Annotated in this window: 11 protein-coding genes; 8 read left to right on the forward strand and 3 right to left on the reverse strand. The window is 21.6% G+C overall.

Features of this window, described 5'->3' with window-relative positions; translation table 4 throughout:
• The first annotated feature begins 14 nt into the window (after positions 1 to 14).
• From AACK96_RS04050 to AACK96_RS04070, 5 genes are all read left to right on the forward strand, one after another.
• Positions 15 to 1,712, forward strand: a complete 1,698-nt coding sequence (locus AACK96_RS04050) for a hypothetical protein (RefSeq protein WP_338975129.1) — start codon at positions 15 to 17, stop codon at positions 1,710 to 1,712.
• A gap of 3 nt (positions 1,713 to 1,715) precedes the next feature.
• A complete protein-coding gene (locus tag AACK96_RS04055) occupies positions 1,716 to 3,173 on the forward strand; it encodes a hypothetical protein (protein WP_338973303.1) in 1,458 nt (485 codons plus the stop codon).
• Between the two features lie 38 nt (positions 3,174 to 3,211).
• Positions 3,212 to 4,335, forward strand: a protein-coding gene (locus tag AACK96_RS04060; protein ID WP_338973306.1) for an IS3 family transposase whose coding sequence is annotated in 2 segments (ribosomal slippage) — positions 3,212 to 3,455 and positions 3,455 to 4,335 — 1,125 coding nt in all. Because the reading frame shifts where the segments join, the coding sequence is not laid out codon by codon here.
• A 6-nt stretch (positions 4,336 to 4,341) separates the two neighbouring features.
• Positions 4,342 to 5,082, forward strand: a complete 741-nt coding sequence (locus tag AACK96_RS04065; protein ID WP_338973309.1) for a hypothetical protein — start codon at positions 4,342 to 4,344, stop codon at positions 5,080 to 5,082.
• Positions 5,033 to 7,009, forward strand: a complete 1,977-nt coding sequence (locus AACK96_RS04070) for a hypothetical protein (protein WP_338973311.1) — start codon at positions 5,033 to 5,035, stop codon at positions 7,007 to 7,009. Before AACK96_RS04065 ends, AACK96_RS04070 begins: the two co-directional genes overlap by 50 nt.
• A 187-nt stretch (positions 7,010 to 7,196) precedes the next feature.
• Here the strand turns inward: AACK96_RS04070 and AACK96_RS04075 are convergent, their stop codons facing one another.
• Both AACK96_RS04075 and AACK96_RS04080 read right to left on the reverse strand, forming a co-directional pair.
• Complete coding sequence (locus AACK96_RS04075; RefSeq protein ID WP_338973314.1) at positions 7,197 to 7,604, reverse strand: transposase family protein; 408 nt, start codon at positions 7,602 to 7,604, stop codon at positions 7,197 to 7,199.
• 23 nt (positions 7,605 to 7,627) lie between these two features.
• On the reverse strand, positions 7,628 to 8,050 hold the full coding sequence (locus AACK96_RS04080) for a transposase family protein (RefSeq protein ID WP_338973316.1): 423 nt from the start codon (positions 8,048 to 8,050) through the stop codon (positions 7,628 to 7,630).
• Between the two features lie 748 nt (positions 8,051 to 8,798).
• Here AACK96_RS04080 and AACK96_RS04085 point away from each other — a divergent pair.
• Complete coding sequence (locus AACK96_RS04085) at positions 8,799 to 9,944, forward strand: Mbov_0401 family ICE element transposase-like protein (RefSeq protein ID WP_338973319.1); 1,146 nt, start codon at positions 8,799 to 8,801, stop codon at positions 9,942 to 9,944.
• Between the two features lie 2 nt (positions 9,945 to 9,946).
• Here AACK96_RS04085 and AACK96_RS04090 read toward each other — a convergent pair whose 3' ends face one another.
• On the reverse strand, positions 9,947 to 10,405 hold the full coding sequence (locus AACK96_RS04090) for a hypothetical protein (RefSeq protein WP_338973322.1): 459 nt from the start codon (positions 10,403 to 10,405) through the stop codon (positions 9,947 to 9,949).
• A 194-nt stretch (positions 10,406 to 10,599) separates the two neighbouring features.
• Here AACK96_RS04090 and AACK96_RS04095 point away from each other — a divergent pair, with 194 nt between their 5' ends.
• Both AACK96_RS04095 and AACK96_RS04100 read left to right on the forward strand, forming a co-directional pair.
• Positions 10,600 to 11,760 carry an Mbov_0401 family ICE element transposase-like protein gene (locus AACK96_RS04095; RefSeq protein WP_338973325.1) on the forward strand — a complete coding sequence of 387 codons (1,161 nt, stop codon included), beginning with the start codon at positions 10,600 to 10,602 and terminating at the stop codon, positions 11,758 to 11,760.
• A gap of 349 nt (positions 11,761 to 12,109) precedes the next feature.
• Positions 12,110 to 12,487: a hypothetical protein gene (locus tag AACK96_RS04100; protein WP_338960183.1), complete on the forward strand. Its 378-nt coding sequence runs from the start codon at positions 12,110 to 12,112 to the stop codon at positions 12,485 to 12,487.
• Positions 12,488 to 12,686: the final 199 nt, after the last annotated feature.

A 12,686-nucleotide genomic window follows, 5' to 3' on the forward strand; every position in this document is an offset into this window, starting at 1 on the left:
AGGAAATTAATACCATGCCAATCGGTACAACTAGTACAGCAATACTTTTAAACATAAATAAACCAAAACATACTAGAATAAGTAAACAGCAAGAAAATAAAAGTTTTTGGTGAGAAATTTTAGAAATGATTGGTGTACAAGTTATAGCAGTAGCACTTGCTCCTTTTACTGGTGGTTTAAGTGAAAGTTTAGCACTTGGATTAGGTGCAAGTGATTTAATTGCTAGTATTAGTGCTGTTGGTGTAGAATTTTTAACTGATTTTACTATTAATCAAGTTTATGATTATTTAAAAGGAAATGTAACACCATTAAATACTTTTTTTAATATATTACCAGCATTTGCTGGAATTAATAAAATTAGTCGTGGTTATCGTACTACTAAATTTATTAATTTAGCACAAAAAACTAAAACATTAGAACAAGTTGGAATTAAAGAAGCAAAAAATTTACAAGAAATTATTAGTCAAGTAAGTGGAAAAGAAATTTTAACAGATAAAATTATTGGTAATAAACGTTATTTAATGAATTATAGTTTTACTCCTAATCGTGAAACAGTATTACGAGATTTAGGTTATGTTGCTGAAAGACAATATAAAAATAATTTTCAAAAATTAAAAGCACAAGAGTTAAAAGATTACTTATTATTACAAAATACATTAATAAAACTAAGTCCACAATTAACTCCTAAATTTAAAATTAAAGATATTGAAAAAGCAAATAACTTTTTAAAAAAATATAATACTGATTTAAAAAAAGTACTATCCATGAATCAACATGATTGATTAAATTTAGTTCATACAATACATACAGAAAATAGATATGGAAAAACTTTAATTTTAGATTTACAAAAAATTCGTGCTAATGCTATTAAATTTAATTTTAAAAATAATGTTATTCATCAACTTGTTTTAAAAGCAAATCAAACTTTTAAATATTTTGATATTAGATTTTATTTAAAAAAAGGTTTAAATAAATTTTGAAAAGATACTCCATATTTTGAAAAATTACGAGAAAGTATATATAAATTACAAGAAAAATTTGAAAAGTTAGAAAAACAAGCATTTGAAAAAATTAATAAATTAAAAGAAAAAGCAACAAATTTATTTACTAGTGCAGAGAAAAAAGCAATTAAACATGCACAATTAATTCCATTAAGTTCACCAGTATTTATGGGTTGTAAAATTCAACCTTTATCATTAAGTAAATGTGCAATTACTATTTATCATCGTAATCCTAAGTATAAACCAATTACAGTTGTTGATAGTATTATTAAAGCAGAAACTTTTGTTACTCAAATACATCCATTTCACTGATATAGATGATATAGTGGTTGATATATTGATTATGGAGTTAGTCGTAATAAATGATTAAAAGCAATTGCATTTGCTCCACCAGTTATTCAACAAGTAATTAGAGATAGTTTTAAAGTTTATAGAGAAATATTTAGAATAATAAGAACTTATCATAAAGTAGTGAATGTTATTAATAATCCTATTGAAAATATTAATAAATCATTTAAAAGTGTTGGTTTAAAATTTTCAGTTAATACTTTATTTGGTACTGGACTATTACATCATTTAGAAAAATTTGCATATAGTCAAATTGTAGAAAAAGGGAAAAAGAAATTACAAAAAGAAGTTATTCATATTGCACATAGAAAAACTAAAACAAAAACTAAACATTATAAAAAAGCATTTTTTAAGGAATGATAAATTATGATTAATAAACTTTGAACTGATGTCAGTTTAGAAAATTATAATAACTGATATCCATTAACTGGAAAAATTACAGAAACGCCACAGCAATACATACAAACATGACCTAATGTTAATGATTGATTTATAACTTTTGCTATTCGTGCTCAAAATGATATTAATGCTTATCTTGATTTTATTTTATCTAAATTTCCTTTTGATAGTTTTAAAGATGAATTAATTAAAGAAACATTAAGAGATATGGTTTATGTAATGGTTGAACATTGAGTATTTAATCGTACACCAATTGAATTTAATGTTGATGCTACTATTCAATTTAATAATGGTACTCAATTTAGTGCAAATAGTACTCCTACAATTAATGTTTGAGATTTAGCACCTAGTAGAATGAAAATATGAGCAAGATTAACAGAATTAAAACAAATATTTTCAAGTTATAATGATGATGAAATAGATGTTGAAAAAATTGACTTAAAAGCATTTTATACTAGAAATCAAATTGATAAATTAATTAAAGAACAAAAAGAATTTACATTATCAAAACAAATGAAATTGTATGATGATTTAGTTGATGATAATGAAAATGAAATATATAGAGGTCCTGTTACAAAATTTATAAATAAAGGTTATGTTGCAACAGATTATGATAAAGAATCTGAAACAATGATTTTAGATTGACCTGATGAAATTGGTACATTACCACCCGAAGCATTACAAAATAATCCACAAATTGGTGATTATACACATGCACCAACTTGTGATTTTTCTGCTAAACAACAAAAACGAATTACTACTAATGAAAATGAAATTACAAAATTAAATACTGAATTAATTAAAGCAAACGAAAATATTAATGATGTTAAAAATAATTGATTTAATATCGAAACTAGTCCCCTATGAAAAAAAGTTGAAAATAATAATATAGAAACATTTAAATGATATTTTATTAAAATCAGTTATCAATATTCAACAGAAAATGACTTTATGAAATTTTATAAAGTAATTAAAATTTATTTAAATAATGTTTTTAATGAATTTGAATTGTTAAATGTTGATTCCATGACTTATAATGAACAAATCTCAAATAAAAATATTTTAAATATTGGAACTATTTACTATGACAATAGAAATAAAAAATTTAGGGGTGGAGGTAATTCTTATCCTGAACGTGGAAAAATTAATTTAATTGGTGATATAAAAGAAATATATCAATATCAAGGAATAGATACGCCAACTGAATTTATAGCAGAAGAAAGTACTGAACGTGATTATTATACAAAAATAGAAACTAATAATTTATTAGATAAAAAGCAAAATAAATTAACTACTGGCGAAAATATTAAAATTGATGAAGTAACTAATACTATTAGTGCTATTGGTGGTAAAACTGATTTATCTGATTATTATAAAAAAGAAGAAGTTGGATGGGTTACACTTTATTGGACACTAATTACGTAGACAAGTTCACAAATTAGTTAAAAGAAAGGAAAATAATTATGGCCAATATTAACTCATATTCAGATGAATTTAAAAAACAAATAGTAGCTTTATATCAAAGTGGCAAGTCAGTATCTTGTCTTGTTAAAGAATATAACGTTACAAGAGCGGCTACTTATAAATGAATTAAGCAATTTACTAATTCAGGCAGTTTTAAAACCAAAGATAATCTTTCTGATTTAGAAAAACAATTAATTCAAGCAAATAAAGAATTAAAACAATTACGAATGGAAAATGATATTTTAAAGCAAGCAGCACTAATAATAGGCAGAAAATAGAAATTATTGCAAATAATAAATCTAAATATAAAATTCGCACAATGTGTCGTTTTTTAAAACTCTCTAAATCAACATATTATTTTAATTTAAAGAAAAAAAATAAAAATCAAAATAATATTTATGATGAAGCTGTTATTAGTGCTTTTAAAGAAAATAAAGAAGTTTATGGTACTAGAAGATTAAAAGTCATACTAGCAAACCAAGAAATTTATTTATCACGCAGAAAAATTAAACAAATTATGAATAAGCATAATTTAATATCAAAATACACTAAATTATCATTCAAAAATCATCATAATAAAGTCAATGATAGTCAAATTACCAATCTTGTTAATAGAAACTTTAATAATAAAATTAAAAATGAAGTTATTGTTAGTGATTTAACTTATGTTCAAGTTAATGGTAAGTGAAACTATATTTGCTTATTAATAGACCTATTTAACCGCGAAATTATTGGACATAGTGTAGGTACTAAAAAAGATGCATCATTAGTATATCAAGCATTTATGCACTCAAATCGCTGTTTAAAAGATATTGAAATATTTCATAGCGATCGCGGTAACGAATTTAATAATAAAACTATTGATAAACTTTTATTAGCATTCAACATAACTCGATCTTTAAGCAAAAAAGGCTGTCCTTATGACAATGCTGTTGCTGAAGCAACTTTTAAAACTTTCAAAACTGAATTTATTAATGATAAAAATTTTACATCATTAATCAAATTAAAATTAGAATTATTTGATTATATCAATTGATACAACAACATAAGAATTCACAGCACCTTAAACTACCTAACTCCAGTTAATTATCAAAAACAAGTGTCTACCAAAAAACAGTCCTAAAAAGGGTTGCCATTCCAAAAACAATTTCCATTAGATTTTAAATCATTCATTAATAATCCAAATTTAGAGCAAGAACAAACACTAAATATTAATTATATACCAATAGCAATTATGCGAAATAAAGCAAATGAATTAGCAGATTGTGATAAAGTAATGGATAAAATTAAAGCATTAGATGTTATTTATGAACAAATTGTTTTAGATACTATTTTAAACTCACCTAAATTTATTTTTAATCAAACTTATGGGAATGTTCAATCAGCATTAGAACAAATAGTAAGAACTTTGGTTACTAAAAACTACATATTTAAAAGTGGTGGAGATAATAACGAACAAAATGAAAATATTAATATGACAAATAGTAATTTTAAAGGTAAAAATTTAACTGATATATACGATTGAAATGTTAATGAAATATTTAAACGTTGTGGTATTCATATACCAAGTCAAAAGAAATCTGCACAACAATCAGTTCCCGAAAGTACAGCAGTAAATATTTCAACTATTAACTATATTGAACAAAAATTATGACAATTTAATATTGATATTCTTAAATTTATTCAAATATTAGTACGTTTAGATAAAGACTTATTAAATAGTAAAACATTTAATATTAATGATGAACAAGAAATTAATAATTTAACAGTGAGATTAAAATTATTTAATCCCGAAAATAACCAATTAATAGGAGAAAACAATGGAAAACAACAACAAACCACAAACGAAATTTCCACAGAAACAAACTAAACTTAATCAAGCAGAAGTAGAAAATGATTATTTAATTGATAATATTCCTTATGACTTTACTAATATGATGAGAGCAACTAGTGACCCCGATATTAATAGAGCATACGATGAATTTAAAAAAAGAACAATTTATATTTATGAAATTGAACGTTTATTTAAAAATAATGAAAATAATACTTTAAAATTTTCAGCAAATACTATTAAAATCGGATTTATTGATATTGAAAAAGTATTAAAAACTACTGCTGTTGAAACATCTGATTTTACTATGCAATTAAATCAAAGAGCAAGTACAAATATTAATGATAATACAATTGAATATAGTATGACTGATATTAAAAATTTAATATTTCAAGAAATAAATTTATTAAATCAATTTAAGTTATATGCAGTTAGTATTAATGAATCATTAACTGAAAATAATATTGATAATTTATATATTATTAATAATTATTCACAACCTTATCAAAATCCAAAAACAAGGAGTACTAAAAGTATTACTATTATTAAAATTAAAGATTTTAAAACAAGAGATGGTTATCCAATAATTATTAAATTACAAAAACCATTAGACAAAGATACAAAAGTAATTGGTTTAAAAATTAAAGCCCCTAGAAGCATGATTTTCGGGAATATAAAGGTACTTGGTGAAGTTGATAATATGGAAGTATACCCAAAGTTATTTATCAAGGATAAGATAGCATTTCCACTATTATCAATGCCTATTGAAACTCAACCAAAAGTTAGAATATTACAACAATGATTTAGTGAACAAATATTACCTTGAAATTTAGCAAAGCAATTTATAGGACAAGAAAAATCAGTTTTAGATTTAATTGCTATTGGTGGTGGAACTGAAACAAGAAAAGAAATTATTAATAATGCAAAAATAACATATGCAAAAATTGGTAAATATGATGGACCAGCACCAGTACCTAAAAAATTAGCTGATTTTGAAATGAAAAAGAATGAACAATATATATTATATAGTCATAGAGAACCAATCCCTCCATATCCTAGTAAATATATTGCTATTGAGTTATCACAGAACTTTAATGATATTGAAATTGAAATAAATGATAAACCACCAATTGATAGTTTACAAAAAGTATTATTAGATATGCTTACTTATACATATACTTATAATCGAAACTTTGATGGTGCATCATTAGACCCAACAAAATCACCAAATAAAATGGACATGTTAAGAGGAAAGTTTGAAAATCAAAAACCCGATGAAGTAATAACTAATTTATTTAAGCAATGAAAATTAGATTATCCTAATTATATTATTTTAGAACAAGTAAAAATATTTAAACAATTGATAATTATGTTGTCAAATAATATTTATTCAAATATGTCAATTAATAAAGGTTTAAATGATGATAATAAAATATTATTACCTTATTATTTTGAATTAAAATCAAATCCAATACATCCTACTAAGGAAGATATTTGAGAATTTAAAAATGCAAAAGTAATTTTAAAATCAGCATATTTTGACTTTACAGATATGAATAACATTAAACTAAAAAATAATGATATTAGTCAAAATGAATTATTTAAACTTGATGATAATCAATTTAACTGATTATCTATTACAAACGAATTAGAAAGTAATAATATACCCTCATTAATTCCTGCTGACTGAACATTAGGTAATGGAGAATATGGAAAATACTTTACAAGAATAATTATTGATAAAAATAAAATTAAAAATACTTTAAATTTATATGGTGCAAATAAATCACAATTATTTTCTAAATTAGAATTGTATAAAGAAATTATAAAAATTGATAATAATAGTGAATTTGAATTACAAATTGAAAATCCGATTAATAATTTAAATCGGATTGAAATTAGTGGAATATTTGGTGCTGGTAATTATGATTTAATTTTAATAACAGATAAAAGACATATTCCATAATTAAATTTAATCAATTGTCAATAATACTTTTTATAAATTTTTTAGTGTTATTAATTATAAAAGTTAATATTTTCCGAAAAAATAGTTTAAAAATAAGTTTCTATTTCGAAAACAAAAAAATGTTAATAATATTTTTATATTAACTTGATAATAATTTCAATTTTAAAAAATATATTTTTGATTTTTTTTATTTTAATGGTTTTATTTTATTAAAAATTTTACAAAGTAAGTTAAATCTTAAGTACATAAGTCTAAATTTACTTTTTCTACATTTATTTACTAAAATTTTGAATCTTTTTAATCAAGCAAAAACATGTTCAACTTTGATTCTAATTTTAGATACAATCTTATTATATTTTCTTTCTTGTTTAGTTAATTTTTTATTTTTACTTTTTTTAATTGGTATTATTGTATTTTCATAAATATTTTGTATACCTTGATATCCTAAATCACCAATAATTATTGTATTTTTAGAAAATACAAGATTTGAATTTTTTAATATTTGAAAATCATGCACTTTGCCATTATCAGCAAAAATATCAACAATATTTTTATTAAAAAAATCATATACAATTTGAAATTTTATAGAATACATTCAACTTTTACCAGAAAAATATTCTAACTGTAGTTTTTTTTAGTTGGTCTTTCAATTTCAATCTCAGTTGAATCAATTAAATAAAATTGAAATTCATTTAAATTTTCTTGTTTTTTATCATTTTTTGATTTATATTTTTCTTTTAAAAATTGATAATCTCTATCATTACTAAGTTTATTTTCAACTCAAGTAATATTTCGAAAACAGCTTGAAGGACTCATTTTATATTTAATACTCATTTGAAAAAAAGTATAATATTCTTTTCAATATTCAAGTGTCATCATCAATCTTTCTTCAACTGAAAGTTTATTTTTTCGACCTTTAGTTTTTTCTAATTTTTCTATTTCAATTAATTTTTCTAACATTTCATTAAAATGAAAATGTTTTATACCAAAATATCTATAAAATTTATCATTTTTTAATTTTTTTAAATTTTCAAAAGCCATATTTATCAACACCTTATTAATTCATTAATAAAATAAATTATAAAATTATTACTTGATTTTTCAAAAAAATAATTACGGAATATGTCTAAAGAAGAAATAGACTTAAAAAATATTAATTTATTTGATAAATATAACGAAAATATTTCTTATATAAATTTAGAAGTTTAATTATCAAAATAACCTTTTCAATATTTTCCATTTCATTTAATATCTACATCATGTAACTTTTTATTTGAGCAATATAAAGAATAATAAGAACCATTATACATATTAACTCATATTGGAGCATTACATAATACTACTGTATGGTCTGGTTTTTCATAAGAATTAAATTTTTTATTTTCATGGGTAAGCACCCCCCATGATTAATCCTATTGTTCCAGTTGTTGCACCAGTTAGTGCTAATGCTAATGTTATTTTACTTAAATTTGTTTTTATTCATGTTTTCATATTAAATTACTCCTTTTTTCCTTAATTTTACTTTTAAATTGTACTATTTTTGATTATTTTTACAAGTATGCTTTTAAATGCAAAATAACACCTAAATTAAAGATGTTTATTTTGTGAGACCTATACTATTAATTGTATTGCACTTGTTTATTATATTTTAAATATGAAATTAGTTTTTTTAAATATTTTTAATTTTATTTAAAATTACACTTATAATTTATATAATATAAAAGTAAATTATTTTTTTAAAAATATTTACAATAAATTTAGAAATTTAAAAAAATGGTTAGGAGAAAAAATGAATTTTAATATGGATTTTAATATTGATTTTAATTATAAGTGAACTTATAAAGAACAATATCCTAAAATTGATAAATTAATTTTACAACATTTTAAAAATAAATGAGAAAAATGAGATAGAAAAATATTTAAAACAAGAGATAAAAAGAAATATAAAATTGTTGACTATCAATATCGAACTAGAAAAACATTATATGGAATGGTAACTTATAAAAGAAGAATTTATGAATATTTTGATGAAGAATTACAAAAATGAATTCGTGTTTGTTTAGTTGATGAAATACTACAATTACCTAAATATAAAAGAATTGGTGAAGATATTGAAGACACTATTATTGAAAATTTTGCTGATGGAAAAAGATATCGTGATATTTGTGCTATTTGTAAAAAAGCAGGTATTAGTGTTAGTACTGTTCATAGAGTTTTTAAAAATTTAGAAATAAATGAAGCAAATCCAGTAAAAGTAAAATTGGAAAAAAATCAACCTATTTTTGTAGCAATTGATGATGGACATCGAAAATTTTGAGATTTTAAACGTAAAGGTACAAAACACTCTATGAGATTAATAGTAACATATACAGATAATATTAATCATAAAGTACAAAATAAAAGAGTAAAAGCAATTATAAGAAAAACAAGAACTCCAATTGGAGTTAAAAAAAGTGCTGAATTTGTTAAAGAACATTGTCAAAAATTTTATGAAAATATTGAACAAGCAAAAATTATTATTTGTGGTGATAGTGCAGGATGAATTAAAGAAGTTGCTGATTATCTAGGTGCACAGTTTGTTTTAGATAAATTTCATTTAATTAGAACACTATATCTTGGAATAATGGCTGGAAATAAAGAAAAATATTTAGAAGAATATAATCACTGTAAAAATTTAATTAATAATGGTCAATATGAACAATTAATTAACTATTTATATATAAAATTAGATAATCATAAAAAATTAAAGAAACAGTATTTTAAAAATAATAAACAAGGTATTGAAAATCAAGGTGCAAAGTGAAATATAGGTTGTTTTACTGAAACAAATATTTGACATGTTTTAAAAGAAATGCTTGGTAATAGAACATATAATATTTTAATTTATATTAAAATGGTTATTTTTAAATGTAATAAGATAAATTTAGAAACATAGTTTTAATGAATGTAATAATTATTGATTATTTCACAATTTGCAATAAAGTCTCAAAAATTTTTAATTTTAATTTTTATTTTTAAATAAACTATTCTTAAAATTAAAAATATAGTTATAAATATTAAAATTGGTACTAAAATCTCACAAAAAATAATTCCAATTTTAAATTGTAATAAAGAATAATGATAATAATTATGAACAGTATAATAGTTTCCAAAATTTTTAAGAGAAATGTTATTATTACTTAGAATATAATATAAACTATATTTACTTCATAATATAAAACCATTATATTTAAATATTTTTTTTAAAATTTTATGTAAAGAAATATCTTTCGAGATTACTACTTCTTTTCCATGAAATAAACCTATTAATCACAATCCTATAATTAAAGTTAAAATAGTTAAAATAAATAATGATACAGTTAATAACTGTAATTTTTTAAGTGTTTTAATTTTCATTTTTAAATTCTCCTTAACTTTATTCCATAAGTTTAGCACTTACTAAACTTAATTATAAGTATTTTAGTTGTAATATCTTTTAAAAAATAGTAAGATGAATGTACAATTTCATAAAAATGCAAATTATTTCTTGTCTAACATAATAATAAGACTATATAGATTTAATTTATTCCGGATTTTTGACAATCTCCCAAATGTTTATATTACCATTCGTAAATCATTTTGATTGAGACAAACACTATTATAATCAAAATGAATTAAATTTACAACAAACAGAAGAATTATTTAAAAAAATAGATGATTATTTATGAAGTACATGTGATAAATCTGTATATAAATCATATAGATTTAGAAAAAGAAAATTAAAAACAAAAAAAGGTTTATTAAATTATAAACGACGTATTTATACATATTATAACCCAAAAACACAAAAAAGAGAATTTGTTTCATTGCTAGATAACTATCTTGGTGTTAAAAAGTATAGTAAATTAGCACCAGATGTTATTAAACAAATTTTAAAATATTTTGCAGATGGTAAAAAATACCGTGATGTTTGTGATACTTTTATTGAAGATTTAATAAGTAATAGTACAGTTTGTAGAAGATATAAAAAATTTGAATTACCAAAAGCTAATATTCCTAAAATTGTATTACAACCAAATCAAATATTATATATAAATATTGATGATGGACATCGAAAATTTAAGTTTAATGAAAAACACAATACTAAAAATTGTAAAAAATGTTCTATGAGATTAATAGTATTTTGTACTGGTAAAAAGAAAAATGGAAAATTAATTAATAAAAGAGCAACCTGTCAAATAAGAGTATCAAAAACAGAAATTGGTTCTGAAAAAACTGCAAAATTAATTGAAAAATATGGTAATTTATTTTTTGAAAATTTTGACCAAGCAAATTTAATAGTTTGTGGAGATAGTGCAAAATGAATTAGAAAAACTGCTACAATTTTAAATGCTAAATTTATTTTAGATAAATTTCATGCTTTTCATGTTTTATTTCTTGGTATAATGGCTGGAAGAAGAAAAAATCAAATTGCTAAATTACATTATCAAAATGCAATAAATTTATTTGAAAAAGGTCAATATTATGAATTAATTGATTTTTTACAATCATTAACCTTACAATATAAAAAATTAAAAGTTGGTTATTTTATTAATGCCAAAGATGGTGTATTAAACCAAGCATTAGTTGAAAATATTGGTTGCTTTACTGAAACTAATATTAAACAAATTTTAAAGCATATGATTGGTGATAGAACCTATAACATTGATATGTATACAAAAATGGTTAATTTTAAATGCTATCAAATAAACACAGCAGTACAATTATTATAAAATAAAAATCCCTAATTAAGGGATTTGCCTAAGAGACCACGTACTTTACATACGCTTAGTAATCATAACGGTATACGGTTTATCTTAAAGGACTTTATTACATTATAACATATTAAAAACTTATTAAAGTAAACTTTAATAAGAATTTTTGACTTATAAAAGTAAGTATTATTGTTGACTAATATTTTACAAGTGTTAAGATTAACATACAATTGCATATTAAAGTCAAAATTATTCTCGTCTAACTTTAAAATTTTAAGACAAATTTGAATATTATTGACATCTTCGGTACGCTCCCCATTATTTTCATAAAAAGTAAATGAGTTTTTATTTTTAAAAGGAGAAAATTATGAAAAAAAATGCACAAAAAAAAGAAATAAAAAAATTAAAAAAAGAGAAAAAAGAATTAGAAAAAAGTTTGAATCCATTTAACAAAAATTTTAGTCTTAATAATAAAGAAAAGATATTAAAAGAAATTGCTTTAATCAATGAAAAAATTGTTAACTTAAAACAAAAATTATTAGTAGATTATGAAGAACATTTAGATGAAATTGAAAATGGAAATCTAGAATTTAATTTTAACCTCCAACAGTTAAATAATGAAGATCAATATTTAAAAGATAGTACTTTTCTAATAACTAATGATGATATAAATAGTATAAATTCAGAAGAATTAATTAATATGCAATATGGTAAAAAATGTTGTCCACCATGCACAATTTTTTAATTTTAAATATTTTTATATAAAAATATAAAAAAATATTAATAACAACACTTTGGGCGGTTGTCAAAGTTACGAAATAATTAATTATCATATTAGTAACTTATTTCCGAAATTACCATTTAAAAATGATGATAGACAAATTAAATTCTCTTTTACCCTTAAATTTATATTCGACGTATTTTAAAAAATATAGATTTTATAA

It is taken from the genome of Spiroplasma endosymbiont of Tricholauxania praeusta (assembly GCF_964019535.1).
Taxonomy (GTDB): Bacteria; Bacillota_I; Bacilli_A; order Mycoplasmatales; family VBWQ01; genus Spiroplasma_E; species Spiroplasma_E ixodetis_A.